The organism is Bradyrhizobium sp. NBAIM03, assembly GCF_020194055.1.
Taxonomy (GTDB): Bacteria; Pseudomonadota; Alphaproteobacteria; order Rhizobiales; family Xanthobacteraceae; genus Bradyrhizobium; species Bradyrhizobium yuanmingense.
In genome coordinates this window covers 82912-100276 of record NZ_JADYVS010000023.1, presented here as the reverse complement: position 1 = coordinate 100276, position 17365 = coordinate 82912, and the positions used below count along the sequence as shown (strand labels likewise).

Annotated in this window: 17 protein-coding genes, 1 tRNA gene and 1 pseudogene; 10 read left to right on the top strand and 9 right to left on the bottom strand. The window is 64.5% G+C overall.

The features are described 5' to 3' along the window. Positions 1-120 precede the first annotated feature (120 nt). The 6 genes from I6F21_RS28315 to I6F21_RS28290 form a co-directional block, all read right to left on the bottom strand. Positions 121-1209, bottom strand: a complete 1089-nt coding sequence (locus I6F21_RS28315; RefSeq protein WP_036009161.1) for a sn-glycerol-3-phosphate import ATP-binding protein UgpC — start codon at positions 1207-1209, stop codon at positions 121-123. A 108-nt stretch (positions 1210-1317) separates the two neighbouring features. Next, positions 1318-2166, bottom strand: coding sequence for a sn-glycerol-3-phosphate ABC transporter permease UgpE (gene ugpE / locus I6F21_RS28310; RefSeq protein ID WP_036024416.1), 849 nt, complete (start codon positions 2164-2166; stop codon positions 1318-1320). Continuing rightward, a complete protein-coding gene (gene ugpA, locus I6F21_RS28305; protein WP_036009149.1) occupies positions 2166-3047 on the bottom strand; it encodes a sn-glycerol-3-phosphate ABC transporter permease UgpA in 882 nt (293 codons plus the stop codon). Before ugpA ends, ugpE begins: the two co-directional genes overlap by 1 nt. 46 nt (positions 3048-3093) lie before the next feature. Then, positions 3094-4410: a sn-glycerol-3-phosphate ABC transporter substrate-binding protein UgpB gene (ugpB, locus tag I6F21_RS28300; RefSeq protein ID WP_036009146.1), complete on the bottom strand. Its 1317-nt coding sequence runs from the start codon at positions 4408-4410 to the stop codon at positions 3094-3096. A 282-nt stretch (positions 4411-4692) separates the two neighbouring features. Then, a complete protein-coding gene (locus I6F21_RS28295; RefSeq protein ID WP_036009143.1) occupies positions 4693-5895 on the bottom strand; it encodes a CaiB/BaiF CoA-transferase family protein in 1203 nt (400 codons plus the stop codon). A 180-nt stretch (positions 5896-6075) separates the two neighbouring features. Beyond that, on the bottom strand, positions 6076-6501 hold the full coding sequence (locus I6F21_RS28290) for an organic hydroperoxide resistance protein (RefSeq protein WP_036009140.1): 426 nt from the start codon (positions 6499-6501) through the stop codon (positions 6076-6078). 155 nt (positions 6502-6656) lie between these two features. Between I6F21_RS28290 and I6F21_RS28285 the strand changes: the two genes are divergently transcribed. Continuing rightward, positions 6657-7115: a MarR family transcriptional regulator gene (locus tag I6F21_RS28285; RefSeq protein WP_074447577.1), complete on the top strand. Its 459-nt coding sequence runs from the start codon at positions 6657-6659 to the stop codon at positions 7113-7115. Between the two features lie 4 nt (positions 7116-7119). On the opposite strand, the pseudogene I6F21_RS28280 reads toward I6F21_RS28285, so the two are convergent. The 3 genes and pseudogenes from I6F21_RS28280 to I6F21_RS28270 form a co-directional block, all read right to left on the bottom strand. Next, positions 7120-7355 (bottom strand): annotated as a pseudogene (locus tag I6F21_RS28280) (GIY-YIG nuclease family protein). 158 nt (positions 7356-7513) lie between these two features. Next, a tRNA-Ala gene (locus I6F21_RS28275) sits at positions 7514-7589 on the bottom strand. Positions 7590-7686: 97 nt separating this feature from the next. Beyond that, the gene (locus tag I6F21_RS28270; RefSeq protein ID WP_036009126.1) at positions 7687-8094 is read right to left on the bottom strand and encodes a TIGR02300 family protein; all 408 of its coding nucleotides are present in this window, start codon (positions 8092-8094) and stop codon (positions 7687-7689) included. A 158-nt stretch (positions 8095-8252) separates the two neighbouring features. Between I6F21_RS28270 and aroA the strand changes: the two genes are divergently transcribed. From aroA to trpA, 9 genes are all read left to right on the top strand, one after another. After that, positions 8253-9590 carry a 3-phosphoshikimate 1-carboxyvinyltransferase gene (gene aroA / locus I6F21_RS28265; protein ID WP_225183848.1) on the top strand — a complete coding sequence of 446 codons (1338 nt, stop codon included), beginning with the start codon at positions 8253-8255 and terminating at the stop codon, positions 9588-9590. Next, positions 9587-10225, top strand: coding sequence for a (d)CMP kinase (cmk, locus tag I6F21_RS28260; RefSeq protein ID WP_036024437.1), 639 nt, complete (start codon positions 9587-9589; stop codon positions 10223-10225). The genes aroA and cmk overlap by 4 nt, the downstream gene beginning before the upstream one ends. 266 nt (positions 10226-10491) lie before the next feature. Further along, positions 10492-12198 (top strand): 30S ribosomal protein S1, encoded by a 1707-nt coding sequence (rpsA, locus tag I6F21_RS28255; protein WP_036009120.1) that lies wholly within the window; start codon positions 10492-10494, stop codon positions 12196-12198. 377 nt (positions 12199-12575) lie between these two features. Then, positions 12576-13556 (top strand): signal peptide peptidase SppA, encoded by a 981-nt coding sequence (gene sppA, locus I6F21_RS28250; protein WP_036024439.1) that lies wholly within the window; start codon positions 12576-12578, stop codon positions 13554-13556. A gap of 172 nt (positions 13557-13728) precedes the next feature. Then, a complete protein-coding gene (locus I6F21_RS28245) occupies positions 13729-14034 on the top strand; it encodes an integration host factor subunit beta (protein WP_025032949.1) in 306 nt (101 codons plus the stop codon). 82 nt (positions 14035-14116) lie between these two features. Next, positions 14117-14509, top strand: a complete 393-nt coding sequence (locus I6F21_RS28240; RefSeq protein WP_036009133.1) for a lipopolysaccharide assembly protein LapA domain-containing protein — start codon at positions 14117-14119, stop codon at positions 14507-14509. Between the two features lie 67 nt (positions 14510-14576). Further along, on the top strand, positions 14577-15248 hold the full coding sequence (locus I6F21_RS28235; RefSeq protein WP_225183847.1) for a phosphoribosylanthranilate isomerase: 672 nt from the start codon (positions 14577-14579) through the stop codon (positions 15246-15248). Beyond that, positions 15245-16459: a tryptophan synthase subunit beta gene (trpB, locus tag I6F21_RS28230; RefSeq protein ID WP_036009112.1), complete on the top strand. Its 1215-nt coding sequence runs from the start codon at positions 15245-15247 to the stop codon at positions 16457-16459. Before I6F21_RS28235 ends, trpB begins: the two co-directional genes overlap by 4 nt. Then, the gene (gene trpA / locus I6F21_RS28225) at positions 16456-17292 is read left to right on the top strand and encodes a tryptophan synthase subunit alpha (RefSeq protein ID WP_225113810.1); all 837 of its coding nucleotides are present in this window, start codon (positions 16456-16458) and stop codon (positions 17290-17292) included. Before trpB ends, trpA begins: the two co-directional genes overlap by 4 nt. Positions 17293-17365: the final 73 nt, after the last annotated feature.

Here is a 17365-nt window from a genome sequence, read left to right as displayed (position 1 = left end):
CCTGGTTCGTCGTGGTTGGCATGACGCGTCGCGCGAGGCGATTTATCCCAACAAAAACAAACCCCCTTCTACTGTGCATGGGGTTGTTTTCGCACTTTTGTCGTCACGCCCCGGAGCCGCTCAGCCCTTGAGCCGCGTCCGCCCGTCGTCGCTGAACAGATGCAGCTTGGCCCGCACCGCCGCGACGCGGATTCTCGCGCCGATGGCGGGCGCTTGGGTTCCGGGAATGCGGACGATGACCTCGCCGGGCGGCAGCTCGCCGGGCGTGGCGGCGACGCGCTGGTCCTCCTGCTCGCGGGAGCCGTAGACGAAGGTCTCGGCGCCGACGCGCTCGATGGCTTCGACGGTGAGCGGCAGGACGAGGCCGCCGGCCGGCGTCTCGTCGGTGATGACGAAATCCTCCGGGCGGATTCCGACGATGCCGGCATCGGCCGCGGCGCTGCCGGCGAGCTGCGACCGGATCTCCTCGGGCCGCGTCGACATCAAGTTCATCGGCGGCGCGCCGATGAAGGAGGCGACGAAGGTCGTGGCCGGCTTCTCGTAGATATCAAGCGGATTGCCGACCTGCTCGACCTGGCCGCCATTCATCACCACGAGGATGTCGGCCAGCGTCATCGCCTCGAGCTGGTCATGGGTGACGTAGATCGACGTCGTGTTGAGCCGGCGCTGCAATTTGCGGATCTCGACCCGCATCGCGATGCGCAGCTTGGCGTCGAGGTTGGACAGCGGCTCGTCGAACAAAAACACCTTCGGCTGGCGCACGATGGCGCGGCCCATGGCGACGCGCTGGCGCTGGCCGCCGGAGAGCTGGCGCGGCTTGCGCTCTAGCATGGCGGAGAGCTCGAGCACGCGCGCGGCTTCCTCGACGCGGGTCTTGATCTCGGCCTCGGCCATGCCGCGGTTGCGCAGGCCATAGGCCATGTTGTTGTAGACGCTCATATGCGGATAGAGCGCGTAGTTCTGGAACACCATCGCGATGTCGCGATCGGCGGGCTCTACTCCGTTGACGACGCGGCCGCCGATGTCGATCTCGCCGCCGGTGACCGTCTCCAGCCCCGCGACCATGCGCAGCAGCGTGGACTTGCCGCAGCCGGAGGGGCCGACCAGCACGCAGAACTGTCCGTCGCCGACATCGACGTCGACGCCCTTGATGGCCTCGAAGCCGCCGGGATAGGTCTTGCGGACGCTGCGCAGGGTGACGTTAGCCATGGGTTGCACCGGCGAGTAGCGAGTAGGGAATGGCGAATGGGGACTTGTTAGCACGCAAGGCGGACGCAGCGACCCCATTCGCCACTCGCCATTCACTATTCGCCATCTTCACTTTTCCGTCTCGACCAGGCCGCGCACGAACAATTTCTGCATGGCGACGACGACGAACACCGGCGGCAGCATGGCCAGCACGGCGGTTGCCATCACGATCGGCCATTCGGTCAGCGCGTCGGTGGTGGTGATCATCTTGCGGATGCCGATCTGGATGGTCTGCATGTCGTCGCGCGTGGTGATCAAGAGCGGCCAGAGATATTGATTCCAACCGAGGATGAACAGGATCACGAACAGCGCCGCCATGTTGGTGCGCGACAGCGGCAAGAGCGTATCCCAGAAGAAGCGGAAGGGGCCGGCGCCGTCAATGCGCGAGGCCTCCAGCAGCTCGTCCGGCACGGTCATGAAGAACTGGCGGAACAGCAGCGTCGCGGTGGCCGATGCGATCAGCGGCAGCGACAGGCCGGCATAGCTGTCGAGCATGTGCAGGTCGGCGACGATCTTGTAGGTCGGATAGATGCGGACTTCGACCGGCAGCATCAGCGTGATGAAGATCAGCCAGAACAGCGCCATCCGGAACGGGAAGCGGAAATACACGATCGCATAGGCCGAGATGATCGAGACCGCGATCTTGCCCAGCGCGATCAGGAGCGCCATCACCAGCGAGTTCAGCATCATGTTGCCGACCGGCTCGCGGGTCGAGCCGCTCGTGCCGACGAAGATGGTCTGGTAGTAGGTCTGGAAGAAATGACCCCCGGGCAGCAACGACATCTGCCCGTTGGCGATCACCGCGTTGTCCTGGGTGGACGCCACGAAGGCGAGATAGACCGGGAAGGCGACGATCGCGATCCCGATCCAGAGGATAATATGGGCAATGTAGCGCCGAAAGCCTTCTTCCTCGACCATCAGTAGGTCACCTTGCGTTCGACGAAGCGGAACTGGATGCCCGTCAGCACGATCACCATGATCATCAGGATCACCGATTGCGCCGCGGAGCTGCCGAGGTTTCCGCCGAGCAGGCCGTCGGTATAGACCTTGTAGACCAGCGTCTCCGTCGACTTGCCCGGACCGCCGCGGGTCATCGTGTCGATGATGCCGAACGTGTCGAAGAAGGCGTAGACGATGTTGACGACCAGGAGGAAGAAGATGGTCGGCGACAGCAGCGGGAAGATCACGGTCCAGAACCTGCGCATCGGGCGGGCGCCGTCGATCGCAGCCGCCTCGATCACGCTTCTGGGGATGCTCTGCAGGCCGGCGAGGAAGAACAGGAAGTTGTAGGAGATCTGCTTCCAGGCGGCGGCCAGGATGATCAGCGCTGCGGCCTGGTCGCCGTCGAGCAGTGGATTCCAGTCGATGCCCAGCGCCCGCAGGTAGCGCGAGAGCACGCCGAGCGAGGGATGCAGCATGAAGATCCAGAGCACGCCGACGACCGGCGGCGCCACCGCATAGGGCCAGATCAGCAGCGTGCGGTAGAGCATCGAGCCGCGCAGCGGCTTGTCTGCCATCACGGCCAGCAGCAGCGCGAACGACAGCGACGACACCGCGATCGCGAACGAGAAGAAGAAGGTGCGCAGGATCGCCTCGAAATAGGCGGGCTCCTTGAACAGCTCGATGTAGTTCTCGAACCAGACGAAGCTGGTCGACAGGCCGAAGGCGTCCTGCAGCAGGAACGACTGGATCATCGCCTGCAAGGCCGGCCAGTAGAAGAAAATCAGAACGATCGCGAGTTGCGGCGCAACCAGCGCATAGGGCAACAGCTTCGATTGGAAAATGGCTTGCTTTTGCATGATGCCCAGCGCGGCAGGCCGGGGGACCGGCCTGCCGCTTGTCGCCTTACTTCACGGCGGTCTTTTCGAACTGGCGCAGCATGGTGTTGCCGCGCTCGACGGCCGCGTCCAGCGCCTGCTTGGCGGTCTTCTTGCCGGCCAGCGCCTGCTCGATCTCCTCCGCCCAGACGTCACGGAGCTGCACCATGTTGCCGAGGCGCAGGCCGCGCGAATTCTCGGTCGGCTCCTTGTTGGTCAGCTCGAGCAGCGGCGTCTCCAGATAGGGCTGATCCTTGTAGAAGCCATCCGCCTTGGCCTTCTCATAGGCTGCCTTGGTGATCGGCAGATAGCCCGAGGCCTTGTGGATGTAGACTTGGCGATCGGTGTCCGAGAGGAAGGAGAAGAATTTGGCGACGCCCTTGTAATCGTCCGCCGGTTTGCCGCCCATTACCCAGAGCGAGGCACCGCCGATGATCGAGTTCTGCGGCGCGCCCTTAGCGTCCGGGTAATAGGGCATCGGCACCGCGGTGAAGGCAAACTTGGCCTGCGCCTTGACGTTGCCGAAGAACGCGGACGAGGTCAGGTAGAGCGGACATTCGCCCGACGTGAAGCGGCCTTCGCCGGTGTTGGTGCGGCCGGCATAGTCGTAGGTCTTGTCCTTCTGGAGCTCGACCAGATTTTCGAGATGCTTGACCTGGAGCGGACCGTTGAAGGACAGCACGGTGTCGAAACCGTCGAGGCCGTTGGCCTTGCTGGCGAGCGGCACGTTGTGCCAGGCGGAGAGCTGCTCGAGATTGACCCAGGTGACCCAGGAGTTGGAGAAGCCGCAGGTGGCGTGGCCGGCCGCCTTCAGCTTCTTGGCGGCGTCGAACACTTCGGGCCAGGTCTTCGGCACCTCGACATTCGCTTTCTTCAGTGCGTCGAGGTTGACCCACATCACGGTCGAGGACGAGTTGAACGGGAAGGACAGCATCTCGCCCTTCGAGGTCGAGTAATAGCCGGTGATCGCAGGCAGATAGGCCTTCGGATCGAACTTCTCGCCGGTCTCGGCCATCAGCTTGTAGACCGGCTTCACGGCGCCGGTCGCGGCCATCATGGTGGCGGTGCCGACCTCGAACACCTGCATGATGTGCGGCGCGTTGCCGGCGCGGAACGCGGCGATGCCGGCGTTCATCGTGTCGGCGTAGTTGCCCTTGTAGGTCGGGATCACCTTGTAGTCGCTCTGCGTGGTGTTGAAATCGTTGGCGAGCCTGACGATGACGTCGTTGTTGGCGCCGGTCATCGCGTGCCACCACTGGATTTCGGTCACGGCAAGCGCCGGCGACGCGCCGAGACCAATTGTGAGTGCGACGGCCGCCGCCGTGCCAAAATGTCGAAGAGCCATCAAGAACCTCCCTTGCCCGTCACTAAAGAAGCGCTTGCGCTAGCAGCGCCATATGACGTTCACATGACTGTGTAAGCGGGAGAAACGAAAGCAGCAAGCGCGGCCAAATGGGAAGTTGTCAAATAGGCCAAGACGGAGCCGTCAGCCAACTCGTTCGCGCTGCACATGCGTGCGCGCGCCGCAGTGCGGCATTGAGATGAGGCACTATCGCGCCGCGGGCTCCGAACCTCTCCCACTTGCAAGCGGGAGAGGGAGCGCACCACCGTTGACGCTCGCCTTAGCTCAGCGTTTCCGCTCGGGACCGCAGACCGTGCCTTTTTCGACCATCGCGTCGATCTCGGCCTTGGAGTAGCCGAACTCGCCCAGCACCTCGGCCGCATGCTGGCTGAATTTCGGCGGCACGCGGCGCAGGCTCGGCTTGCTGCGGTCGAGCCGGATCGGCGAGGCAACGCCCTTGTACCAGTCCTTCTCGATAATATCGCCACGCGCGATCGTGTGCGGATTGGTCAACGCCTGGTCGATCTTCTGCACGGGACCTGCAGGCAGGCCGGCCGCGAGCAGGCGGTTGCACAGCGGCTCGGCCTCGTGCTGGCTGAACACGGCGGCAAGCTCGGCGCGCAGTGCCTCGCGATTGGCGATGCGGTCCTTGTTGCGGGCAAAGCGCGGATCGGTGCCGAGCTCGGGCTTGCCGATCTCCTTCGCCAGCTTGCGGAAGGTGCCGTCATTGCCGACGCCGATGAAGATGTTGTCGGTCTTGGTCGGGAAGATCGCGTAAGGCACGAGGTTCGGATGCTCGTTGCCGGTGAGACCAGGCGGCTTGCCATGCATGAAATAATTCGCGGTGTGCGGATGCATGATGGCAAGGCCGGTCTCGTACAGCGTCGTCTCCAGGAACTGGCCCTTGCCCGACCGCTGCCGCTCCGACAGCGCCATCAGGATGCCGATCGCCGCATAAAGTCCGGTGGTGATGTCGACCAGGGGCACGCCGATACGCATCGGCCCGCTCTCGGGCGAGCCGGTGGCTGCGATCATGCCGGTCATGGCCTGGATGATGGCATCATAGCCGGGGTTGCCGCCGCGCGGGCCGTCGGCGCCGAAGCCGCAGATCCGGCAATGCACGAGGCGGGGATATTTCTTGCTGAGGACGTCGTTGCCGATGCCCCATTTCTCCAGCGTGCCCGGCTTGAAATTCTCGATCAGGACGTCGGCGGTCTCCAGCATCTTGAGCAGCACGATTCGGCCGCCTTCGGAGGCGAGGTCGAGGCCGATCGAGCGCTTGTTGCGGTTGATGCCGACGAAATAGGCCGCATCCTCCTCGTGGAACGGAGGGCCCCATTCGCGCACCTCGTCGCCCGCGGGCGGCTCGACCTTGATCACGTCGGCGCCGTGGTCGGCGAGGATCTGGGTGCAGTAGGGACCGCCGAGCACGCGCGTGAGATCGATGACGCGCAATCCGCTCATGGCGCCCGTTGCTGCTTCAGTCATGCCTTCGCTTCCCTGTGTCGATCATTGGATCACAGGCCTAGCGAGGTTTGTTTGCGCCAGCAATGGCGCCGAGCGTGGAGCCGTATGCGCCGCCGAGCAGCCATGCCGCAGCATGGCAAATTCAGTCGGATGCGGCCGGCCCGAGGGGGGATTCCCGGGCCAGCCAATCCGCGCTGCCGATCAGACCACCGTCAGGCGAACGTCGACATTGCCGCGCGTGGCATTGGAGTACGGGCACACCTGATGCGCCTTCGCGACCAGCGCCTCGGCGTCTGCGCGGGCAAGGCCCGGCAGCGAGACCGCGAGGTCGATATCGAGGCCGAAGCCGCCCTCGGAGCGCGGGCCGATGCCGACGGTCGAGGTGACCGAGGCGTCGGCAGGCACTTTCGGGCCGCCCTGCGAGGCCACGAACTTCATCGCGCCGATGAAGCAGGCGGCATAGCCGGCCGCAAACAGCTGCTCGGGATTGTTGCCAGCGCCGCCGCCACCGCCGAGCTCCTTCGGCGTGGTGAGCTTGACGTCGAGCGCGCCGTCGAGGGTCGCAGCATGGCCGTCGCGGCCGCCGGTGGCCTTGGCGCTGGTCTTGTAGAGGACGTTCACGGACATTGTCGTCTCCTCGGGTCTTTCCGGGTTGGGGTGTAAGCTTTATCGCAGACAATTAGATTGCGCGCAATCTAATTCGTCGCGCCTCACATTTAATTGTTCGCAATTGAATGTGGCGCCGGCCGGGCCCAGAATGGGAGAAACGCGCAGGATTCTTCATGGCCCGGAAATCAACGGCGGTAGACCCGCTTCGTCTCGACAACCAGATCTGCTTCGCGGTCTATTCCGCTACGCACGCCTTTAACCGCGTCTACAAGCCGCTGCTCGATCGGCTCGGCCTGACCTATCCGCAATATCTGGTCATGCTGGTGCTGTGGGAGCGCGACGACGTGCCGGTCAAGGAGATCGGCGAGAAGCTGTTCCTGGATTCGGGCACGCTGACGCCGCTGCTGAAGCGGCTCGAGGCCGCCCATCTCGTCAGGCGCACCCGCTCGCGTGAGGACGAGCGTCAGGTTCTGATCGCCCTGACGCCGCAGGGCCATGCACTGAAGGAGAAGGCCCGCAGCGTGCCGCAATCGATCCTGGCGGCATCGGACTGCTCGGTGTCGGAGCTGGTCGCGATGAAAGACGAGATCGTCGCGCTAAGGGATCGGCTGAATGCGGTGATCGGGGAGTAGGGGGTTAGAGGCGATTCTTGGCGAAGGCGCGTCCGGATGCTGATTTCAGGTATCGCTCGAACCCGACGGCCTGCTTCTCGTCGCTGAATGCTATGTAGGTCTTGAGGCGCCAGGCCCGAATTTCGAAGTATGTGGTACCTCACCAGCATTGTGCTTTGCCAGTCGGGCGCGGAGGTCGTCAGTGATCCCGACATAGAAGTGGAGAGAATCAAGGCTCTCAAGGATGTAGACGTACTTCACGGGCACACTCCTCGGTAGGCGAGGAGAGCTTACACCCGCTCTTGTTTTGCTGAAGCCCGGCTTCGCCCTTCGGGCTTCGCCGCGGCAGCCTTCGCTAGCTTCGCCACGAGGGAGCGGAGCTGGCTTGCCGAGCCGTAGCTGGCGAAGCCAGCGAAGGCTGGTGGAGCCAGGCGGGATCGAACCGCCGACCTCTTGCATGCCATGCAAGCGCTCTCCCAGCTGAGCTATGGCCCCTTAGTCCAAATGGGAGGATCCTGGGGGACCCGTCCCGGCCGGCGAGCGCTCTAGGCGACTCGCGCGGTGCACCCTTTTTCACAGATCAGGGCTGATCTCAAGTCTCTTCATCACCGCCGACATCACCAATGATGTCGGTCACGTCCTCATCGCCCTCTTCCTCGTCGGCAATGAAGGTCGAATCGTCGTCATCATCGTCGTCGAGGGTCTCGTCGACCTCGATATCGTCCTCCGATTCGGGCACGACCGCCTTGACCTTGCCGGTGTTCTCCTCGGCATCGGCCTCCTCGAGCGAGACCAACTCCTCGGTCTCCGCCGGCTCCGGCGCGTTGTCCTGGGCCATGTTGCGGGCCTCGGCCGCACGGGGGCCGCGGGCAGGAGCGACCGGGGCGATCGGCACCACTTCGCCGGTATAGGGCGAGATCACCGGATTCTTGTTGAGGTCATAGAACTTCTTGCCCGTGGTCGGGCAAATACGTTTGGTTCCGAGTTCGGACTTGGCCACGGCAGGAATCCTGGGAATGTCTGAAAAGCGGTGCTTCACTTGGCTAGTTGGCGGCCCGCTGTCAATAGCGCATTACGGGAGAACGACATGCCCGTGACGGGGCGCGGACCATGTGGTACCTGCGCGCCAGCCCACCGGGCCTATTCAAGGACACAATCTTGACCCATTCCGATCAACCGAGGCCGCTCCAGTCTCGCGCCAGCGGTCCCCTGACCGGGAAAGTACGGGTGCCCGGCGACAAGTCGATCTCCCACCGCGCCCTCATCCTGGGCGCGCTCGCGGTCGGCGAGACCAGGATTTCGGGCCTGCTCGAGGGCGAGGACGTCCTCAACACCGCCAAATCGATGCAGGCGCTGGGCGCCAGCGTCGAGCGCACCGGCGATTTCGCCTGGACCGTCAACGGCGTCGGGGTCGGAGGCTTCGCCCAGCCCAAGGCAGCACTGGATTTCGGCAATTCCGGCACCGGCTGCCGGCTGGTCATGGGCGCCGTCGCCGGCTGCCCAATTTCGGCGGTGTTCGACGGCGACGCCTCGCTGCGCAGCCGTCCGATGCGCCGGATCCTCGATCCCCTGGAAAAGATGGGTGCCAGAGTCACCGCCGGCGGCGAGGGCGGGCGCCTGCCGCTGACCCTCCAGGGCGCGCGCGCCCCCCTGCCGATCGTCTACAAGACCCCGGTCGCCTCGGCCCAGATCAAATCGGCCGTGCTGCTGGCGGGCCTCGCCGCTCCCGGCACCACCACGGTCATCGAGACCGAGGCCAGCCGCGACCACACCGAGCTGATGCTGAAGCATTTCGGCGCCGACATCACCTCGGTCCAGGAAGGCCGGCACGGCCGCCGCATCACGCTGGTGGGCCAGCCCGAGTTGCATGGCGCCAATGTCGTGGTGCCCGCCGATCCCTCTTCGGCTGCCTTCCCGATCGTCGCGGCGCTGATCGTGGAGGGCTCCGATGTCGTGCTGTCCGACGTCATGACCAATCCGCTGCGCACTGGGCTGTTCACCACGCTGCGCGAAATGGGCGCCTCCATCGAGGAGAGCGAAGTGCGCGGCGATGCCGGCGAGCCGATGGCGCGCTTGCGCGTGCGGGCGTCGAAGCTGCGCGGCGTCGAGGTGCCGCCCGAGCGCGCGCCGTCGATGATCGACGAATATCTGGTGCTGGCGGTGGCGGCGTCGTTCGCCGAAGGCACCACGATCATGCGCGGCCTGCAGGAGCTGCGCGTCAAGGAATCCGACCGGCTTGAAGCCACCGCCGCCATGCTGCGCGTCAACGGCGTCAAGGTCGAGGTCTCCGGCGACGATCTGATCGTAAGGGGTCGCGGCCACGTCCCGGGCGGCGGCACTGTCGCCACCCATATGGACCATCGCATCGCGATGTCCGCGCTGGTGATGGGCTGCGCCTCCGATCAGCCTGTTACGGTCGACGACACCGCCTTCATCGCCACCAGCTTTCCGGATTTCATTCCGATGATGCGTTCGCTAGGGGCCGAGTTTTCATGATCATCGCCATCGACGGGCCCGCGGCTTCGGGCAAGGGGACGCTCGGCAAGCGTCTCGCCCACCATTACGGCTATCGTCATCTCGATACCGGCGTGATCTATCGCGCGGTTGCCTACGCCTTGATGCAGTCGGGGCACGATCTCAACGATGAGGCGGCCGCGGTGCAGGCCGCGTTGGAGCTCGATCCCGAAAAGTTCGGCAATCCTGCGCTGAAGACCCAGAAGGCCGGCGAGGGGGCCTCGATCGTCTCGGCAATCCCTCGGGTTCGCGAGGTCCTGGTCAATTTCCAGCGCCAGTTCGCCGCCGATCCGCCCGGCGCCGTGCTCGACGGCCGGGATATTGGAACCGTGATCTGCCCCCATGCCGACGTGAAGATCTTCGTGGTCGCCGACCCCAAGGTCCGCGCGCGGCGCCGCACCATGGAGGCCAAAGCGCGGGGCGAGGAGGCGGACGAGGCGGCCGTGCTCGCCGACATCCTCCAGCGTGACGAACGTGACAAGAATCGGCCGATTGCGCCTCTGAAACCGGCCCCGGATGCTTACTTGCTAGATAACTCCCAACTGGATATAGAAGGCGGCGTCCGGGCCGCCATCGACATTATCGAGGCTGTCCGAGCGGGCCGGTCGCGGGGTTAAGCCGCCGCCGTCATTGGAGGAAGTGCCCGCTCCCGCTCTTTGAGGTCGATACGCTTCGTCCCGGTTTTGGGACCGGCGCGATCCAGGTTCCGGACAAAGCTTTCAACGTATCGAACGCGCGGGCCTCAGCCGGCCCGCTTCCGCTGTTCTGGTCGCTAGATCGGGGCAACGAGCGGTCGCTCGAAGGTCTTGCGGACCTTCCGACACTGCGCGCGCGATGCGCCCATGAACCCAACGGCCGGCAGACATCCGCAACTGGAGAACAAATGGCTTCGACTTCTGCTGATACCTATAGCCCGTCGCGCGACGATTTCGCCGCGATGCTCGACGAGTCCTTCGCAGGTGGCAACCTGCAGGAAAGCTCCGTCGTCAAGGGCAAGGTGGTTGCAATTGAAAAGGACATGGCCGTCATCGACGTCGGCCTGAAGACCGAGGGCCGCGTCGCGCTGCGCGAATTTTCCGGCCCCGGCCGTGAGAGCGACCTCAAGGTCGGCGACGAGGTGGAAGTGTTCCTCGATCGCATTGAAAACGCCCTCGGCGAAGCCGTGCTGTCGCGCGACAAGGCGCGCCGCGAAGAGAGCTGGGGCAAGCTGGAGAAGGCGTTCCAGAACAACGAGAAGGTCAACGGCGTCATCTTCAACCAGGTCAAGGGCGGCTTCACCGTCGACCTCGACGGTGCCGTGGCCTTCCTGCCGCGCTCGCAGGTCGACATCCGGCCGATCCGCGACGTTGCGCCGCTGATGAACAACTCGCAGCCGTTCCAGATCCTGAAGATGGACCGCCGCCGCGGCAACATCGTCGTGTCCCGCCGCACGGTGTTGGAAGAGACCCGCGCCGAGCAGCGCCAGGAGCTGGTGCAGAACCTCGAAGAGGGTCAGGTCATCGACGGCGTGGTCAAGAACATCACCGATTACGGTGCGTTCGTCGACCTCGGCGGCATCGACGGCCTCCTGCACGTCACCGACATCGCGTGGCGCCGCGTCAACCACCCGACCGAGGTGCTCTCGATCGGCCAGACCGTGAAGGTCAAGATCATCAAGATCAACCACGAGACGCACCGCATCTCGCTGGGCATGAAGCAGCTGCTGGACGATCCGTGGCAGGGCATCGAAGCCAAGTACCCGCTGGGTGCCCGCTTCACCGGCCGCGTCACCAACATCACCGACTACGGTGCGTTCGTCGAGCTCGAGCCGGGCATCGAAGGCCTGATCCATGTCTCCGAGATGTCGTGGACCAAGAAGAACATGCACCCTGGCAAGATCGTGTCGACCTCGCAGGAAGTCGACGTGCAGGTGCTGGAAGTGGATTCCGTCAAGCGCCGCATCTCGCTCGGCCTCAAGCAGACCATGCGCAACCCCTGGGAGGTCTTCGTCGAGAAGCACCCGACCGGTTCGGTGGTCGAGGGCGAGGTCAAGAACAAGACCGAGTTCGGTCTGTTCCTGGGCCTCGAGGGCGACGTCGACGGCATGGTCCACCTCTCCGATCTCGACTGGAAGCTTCCGGGCGAGCAGGTGATCGACAACTACAAGAAGGGCGACATGGTGAAGGCCGTGGTGCTCGATGTGGACGTCGAGAAGGAGCGCATCTCGCTCGGCATCAAGCAGCTCGAAGGCGACCCCTTCGCCGAGCCGGGCGATGTCAAGAAGGGTGCGGTCGTGACCTGCGAAGTGCTCGAAGTGAAGGAAAGCGGTATCGAGGTGAAGATCGCCGGTACCGACTTCACCACCTTCATCAAGCGCTCCGAGCTCGCCCGTGACCGCAACGACCAGCGCGCCGAACGCTTCGCCGTCGGCGAGAAGGTCGATGCCCGCGTGATCCAGTTCGACAAGAAAGCCCGCAAGGTCCAGGTGTCGATCAAGGCGCTCGAAGTCGCCGAAGAGAAGGAAGCCATCGCGCAGTACGGCTCCTCGGATTCGGGTGCGACGCTGGGCGACATCCTCGGCACCGCGCTGAAGAACCGCGACAGCAAGTAAGCGAAACGTCCGTTTTGCGACATCAAGGCCCCGGCGCAAGCCGGGGCTTTTTTGTTGCTGTCTCCACGAACTCCGCTGTCGTCCCGGACAAGCGACGCGAAGCGGAGCGCCGATCCTGGACCCATAACCCCAGGGAGAAGTTTGACGAAGACTCGGAGTTGCCAGCTCGCTCGACGACTCCTCCTTGGGGTTGTGGGTCCCCGCCCCCGTGCGCAATTGCGCACTAGGCGGGGATGACGACCGAGTCTGCGACGACTTGCTTGCCCCACACGAGGCCTTGTTTTCTTCAAATTGCGCCGCAATTGATGTATCGAGATAGGCCAATGGTCACGCCGTGACGGCACAACGCGCCTGATCTTTCATTTGGAGATATTCCGATGTCGCTCGATTCGGACATCATCGTCGATCGCCGCAGGATCCGCCGCAAGCTGACGTTCTGGCGGGTGATGGCGGCGCTGATCGCGATCGCGGCGATTGCAAGCTTCGCGCTGATTGCGACGCCCGGTGCACGCGGCACCCTCGCATCCGCCGGCTCGATCGCGCGCGTCCAGATCGAGGGATTGATCCGCAGCGATTCCGACCGCACGCAGGCGCTGGAGCGGCTCGAGAATTCGCAGGCCGCCGCCGTCATCGTTCACATCAACTCGCCCGGCGGCACCACCGCCGGCTCCGAGCAGCTCTATGACTCGCTGGTCCGTCTCAAGGCGAAAAAGCCGCTGGTGGTGGTGGTGGAGGGGCTGGCCGCCTCCGGGGGCTACATCACCGCGATTGCGAGCGACCACATCGTCGCCCAGCAAAGCTCCCTGGTCGGCTCCATCGGCGTGCTGTTCCAGTACCCCAACCTCTCCGAGCTCATGAAGACGATCGGCGTCAAGGTCGAGGAGGTGAAGTCCTCGCCGCTGAAGGCGGCGCCCAACGGTTTTGAGCCGACCAGTCCCGAGGCGCGCGCCGCGCTCGATGCGCTGGTGAAGGATTCCTATGCCTGGTTCAAGGGGATGGTGAAGGAGCGGCGTGGCATGGATGACACGCAGCTCGAAAAAGTCGCCGACGGCCGCGTCTTCACCGGGCGCCAGGCGATCGATCTCAAGCTGATCGACCAGATCGGCGACGAGAAGACGGCCGTGACCTGGCTGGTCGAGCAGAAGGGCGTCAAGAAGGGGCTACCGGTGCGCGACTACAAGCTCCAGCCGCGCTTCGGCGACCTGCCGTTCCTGAAGACGGCGGCCGCATTGACGCTGGAAGCGCTCGGTTTGGGCTCGATCGCGCACCAGATCGGGCAAACCGGCGTCGCGCAGGCGGTGGATCGGCTCGGAATGGATGGAATGCTGGCCTTGTGGCAGCCGGCTGCGTCCAACTGACCGTCGGCAGGCGAGTTTCAGAGCTTTTTCGCGTCTGACGCGTGCTGGCGCAGCCTGCTTTTTCGGCATTTGTCACGCATTTTCACGACGCCCATCCTTGATTTAGCGTCTTGACAGATCACGGTATTTTCACGGAAATGGTCGTCCGCACGCTCCCGGGTCCTATCTCTCGATGATCAAATCCGAACTTGTTCAGCGTATCGCCGAGCACAACCCGCATCTGTACCAGCGGGATGTCGAGAACATTGTGAATGCGATTCTCGAAGAGATCGTAGCGGCGCTTGCACGCGGTGACCGCGTCGAGCTGCGCGGCTTCGGTGCCTTCTCGGTCAAGCATCGCCCTGCGCGCGCAGGGCGCAATCCACGCACCGGCGCCCATGTGCCCGTCGATCAGAAGAGCGTTCCGTTCTTCAAGACCGGCAAGGAAATGCGCGAGCGGCTGAACCGCGACCATCCGGATCCCGGCGGCGTAGACTAGAGCGCGATGTGAGCGCGCTTTGGGGTTTTTCGCGGTCGCACAGGATGCGGCCGCAAGCTTGATTCAAGGCGAGCGAAGCCAGATGCGAAAGTTCCTGACCGCGCTGATCGTACTTCCGCTGGGCCTGATCCTGGTGGCGTTCGCCGTCGCCAACAGGCATTTCGTCACGGTCTCCTTCGACCCCTTCATTGCCGACGACCCCTCGCTGTCGATCACCCTGCCGCTGTTCCTGTTGCTGATCCTGGCGGCGGCCCTGGGCGTTGTCGCGGGCGGCTCCGCCGTCTGGCTCGGCCAGCGGCGCTGGCGGCGCGCGGCGCGCCGGAATGACGCGGAGGCCCGGGCCGTCAGGGCCGAACTGGCCGATCTGCGGGCCCAGGCGACGGCAGCGAAGGCGGAGTCCCAGCGCCTTCCCGTTCCCTCCGGGATGGGCCTGTACGGGCCCGTCGGGCGAGACAAGCAGCGCGCGACGTTGTAGAAGCGGCCCCGACCGAAAAGCCCCGTTTTCCGGCCGCGGACCCGCGGCCTCTACCCGCTTTGAGACCATGTCCCTGCTCGTCAAGATCTGCGGCCTGTCCACGCCCGAGACGCTCGAAACGGCGCTCGAGGCGGGCGCCGACATGGTCGGGTTCGTGTTCTTTCCGCCGTCGCCCCGGCACCTGTCCCTGGAACTCGGCCGTGACCTCGGCCGTCAGGTCAAGCGGCGCGCGCTCAAGGTGGCGCTCACGGTCGATGCCGATGACGCAACGCTCGACAACATCATGGACGCGCTGTCGCCGGACATCTTCCAGCTCCACGGCGGGGAGAGCGTGGCGCGGCTGCGCGACCTCAAGCAACGCTTCGGCCGCCCGGTGATGAAGGCGGTCCCGGTCGCGACAGCGGCCGATCTCGCGGTGCTGCCCGGCTACGCCGCGGTCGCCGATCGCATCCTGTTCGATGCGCGCGCGCCGAAGGACGCGATGCGGCCCGGCGGCCTCGGGGAGCCCTTCGACTGGCACCTGCTCGAAAAGCTCGATCTGAAACTGCCCTATATGGTTTCGGGGGGGCTGCACGCCGAGAATCTCGCCGAGGCCCTTCGTGTCACCCGCGCCGGCGGCGTCGACGTGTCCTCGGGTGTCGAGAGCGCGCCCGGCGTGAAAGACCCAGAGATGATCAAGGCCTTCATCCGCGCCGCGCGCGCAAGCAAAGATGCCAGTCAAGAGTTGAGCGTCCGATGAACATTGCCAAGCCAAACTCCTACCGCAGCGGCCCCGACGATCGCGGCCATTTCGGCATTTTCGGCGGACGCTTCGTCGCCGAAACTTTGATGCCGCTGATCCTCGACCTGGAGAAGGCCTACACCGAGGCCAAGGCCGATCCGGCGTTTCAGGCCGAGATGAACGGCTACCTCAAGAACTATGTCGGCCGGCCCTCGCCGCTCTATTTCGCCGAGCGCCTGACCGAGCATCTCCGCGGCGCCAAGATCTACCTCAAGCGTGAAGAGCTCAACCACACCGGCTCGCACAAGGTGAACAACGTGCTCGGCCAGATCATGCTGGCACGGCGCATGGGCAAGAAGCGCATCATCGCCGAGACCGGCGCGGGCCAGCACGGCGTTGCCACCGCGACGCTGTGCGCGCGCTTTGGCCTCGAATGCGTGGTCTATATGGGCGCCGTCGACGTCGAGCGGCAGCAGCCCAACGTCATCCGCATGGAGATGCTGGGCGCCAAGGTGATGCCGGTGCAGTCGGGCACGCGCACGCTGAAGGATGCCATGAACGAGGCGCTGCGCGACTGGGTCACCAACGTGCATAACACCTTCTATTGCATCGGCACGGTGGCCGGTCCGCATCCCTATCCGACCTTGGTGCGCGATTTCCAGTCGGTCATCGGCGACGAGACCAAGGCGCAGATGCAGGAGATCGAGGGGCGCCTGCCGGATTCGCTGGTGGCCTGCATCGGCGGCGGCTCCAACGCGATGGGCTTGTTCCATCCGTTCCTCGATGATTCCTCCGTGGAGATCTTCGGCGTCGAAGCCGCCGGCCATGGCCTGACGCAGCTGCATGCGGCCTCGATCGCGGGCGGCCGCCCCGGCGTGCTTCACGGCAACCGCACCTATCTCTTGATGGATGCCGACGGCCAGATCCAGGACGCGCATTCGATCTCGGCCGGTCTCGATTATCCCGGCATCGGCCCTGAGCATTCCTGGCTGCACGAGGTCGGCCGCGTCAATTATCTCTCCGCGACCGATGACGAGGCGCTCGCCGCGTTCCAGCTGCTGTCAAAGCTCGAAGGCATCATCCCCGCGCTCGAGCCCGCGCATGCCATCGCCAAGGTGATGGAGCTCGCGCCGAAGCGGCCGCGGGACCACCTGATGGTCGTCAATCTCTCCGGCCGCGGCGACAAGGACGTCCCGCAGGTCGGCGACATCCTGAGGGGCAAGAAGTGACCACGCGTATCGATACCCGTTTTGCCGAGCTGAAAAGCCAAGGCCGCGCGGCCTTTGTCACCTATGTGATGGCCGGCGATCCCGATCTCGCGACCTCGCTCGAGATCGTCAAGGCGCTGCCGAAGTCCGGCGCCGACGTCATCGAACTCGGCATTCCCTTCACCGATCCGATGGCGGACGGTCCTTCGATCCAGGCTGCAGGCCTGCGTGCGCTCAAGGTAGGCATGACCTTGAAGAAGACGCTGGAGCTGGTGCGCGACTTCCGCAAGGACGACAAGGTCACGCCGCTGGTGCTGATGGGCTATTACAATCCGATCTACATCTACGGCGTCGACAAGTTCTTGGCTGATGCCAAGACGGCCGGCGTCGACGGCCTGATCATCGTCGATTTGCCGCCGGAGGAAGACGACGAGCTCTGCATTCCCGCGCTGAAGGCGGGGCTCAACTTCATTCGCCTGGCGACGCCGACCACCGACGACAAGCGCCTGCCTGCGGTGCTCGCGAACACATCAGGCTTTGTCTATTACGTCTCGATCGCCGGCATCACTGGTGCGGCGGCGGCGGACGCCAATGCCGTCGGCGAAGCTGTCGCGCGCATCAAGCGGCATACCAGGCTGCCGATCTGCGTCGGTTTCGGCATCCGCACGCCGGAGGCGGCGCGCGCCATTGCCGAGAAGGCCGATGGGTCGGTGGTCGGCACCGCGCTGGTGGACGCCCTCAAGAACAGCCTCGATGCCGAGGGACGGGCGACCGCCAAGACCGTTAACGCCGTCGCCGAATTGACGGCCGCTCTGGCCCAGGGCGTCAAGGGCGCGCAGCAGGCGGCGGAATAGGCTATAATTCCGCTGTAGCTCTTTAGTTTGAGCATGATCTGGTCGGAAAACCGCTTCACACTTTTCCGGATCA

Excerpts from the sequence above, each read along its gene's own strand:
- I6F21_RS28285 (WP_074447577.1), top strand. The coding sequence starts at position 6,657 with ATGGCCCGGAAATCAACGGCGGTAGACCCGCTTCGTCTCGACAACCAG.
- I6F21_RS28245 (WP_025032949.1), top strand. The coding sequence starts at position 13,729 with ATGATCAAATCCGAACTTGTTCAGCGTATCGCCGAGCACAACCCGCAT.
- sppA (WP_036024439.1), top strand. The coding sequence starts at position 12,576 with ATGTCGCTCGATTCGGACATCATCGTCGATCGCCGCAGGATCCGCCGC.
- ugpE (WP_036024416.1), bottom strand. The coding sequence starts at position 2,166 with ATGGTCGAGGAAGAAGGCTTTCGGCGCTACATTGCCCATATTATCCTC.
- trpB (WP_036009112.1), top strand. The coding sequence starts at position 15,245 with ATGAACATTGCCAAGCCAAACTCCTACCGCAGCGGCCCCGACGATCGC.
- I6F21_RS28295 (WP_036009143.1), bottom strand. The coding sequence starts at position 5,895 with ATGACTGAAGCAGCAACGGGCGCCATGAGCGGATTGCGCGTCATCGAT.
- I6F21_RS28315 (WP_036009161.1), bottom strand. The coding sequence starts at position 1,209 with ATGGCTAACGTCACCCTGCGCAGCGTCCGCAAGACCTATCCCGGCGGC.
- ugpB (WP_036009146.1), bottom strand. The coding sequence starts at position 4,410 with ATGGCTCTTCGACATTTTGGCACGGCGGCGGCCGTCGCACTCACAATT.
- I6F21_RS28235 (WP_225183847.1), top strand. The coding sequence starts at position 14,577 with ATGTCCCTGCTCGTCAAGATCTGCGGCCTGTCCACGCCCGAGACGCTC.
- cmk (WP_036024437.1), top strand. The coding sequence starts at position 9,587 with ATGATCATCGCCATCGACGGGCCCGCGGCTTCGGGCAAGGGGACGCTC.
- rpsA (WP_036009120.1), top strand. The coding sequence starts at position 10,492 with ATGGCTTCGACTTCTGCTGATACCTATAGCCCGTCGCGCGACGATTTC.
- ugpA (WP_036009149.1), bottom strand. The coding sequence starts at position 3,047 with ATGCAAAAGCAAGCCATTTTCCAATCGAAGCTGTTGCCCTATGCGCTG.
- I6F21_RS28290 (WP_036009140.1), bottom strand. The coding sequence starts at position 6,501 with ATGTCCGTGAACGTCCTCTACAAGACCAGCGCCAAGGCCACCGGCGGC.
- I6F21_RS28240 (WP_036009133.1), top strand. The coding sequence starts at position 14,117 with ATGCGAAAGTTCCTGACCGCGCTGATCGTACTTCCGCTGGGCCTGATC.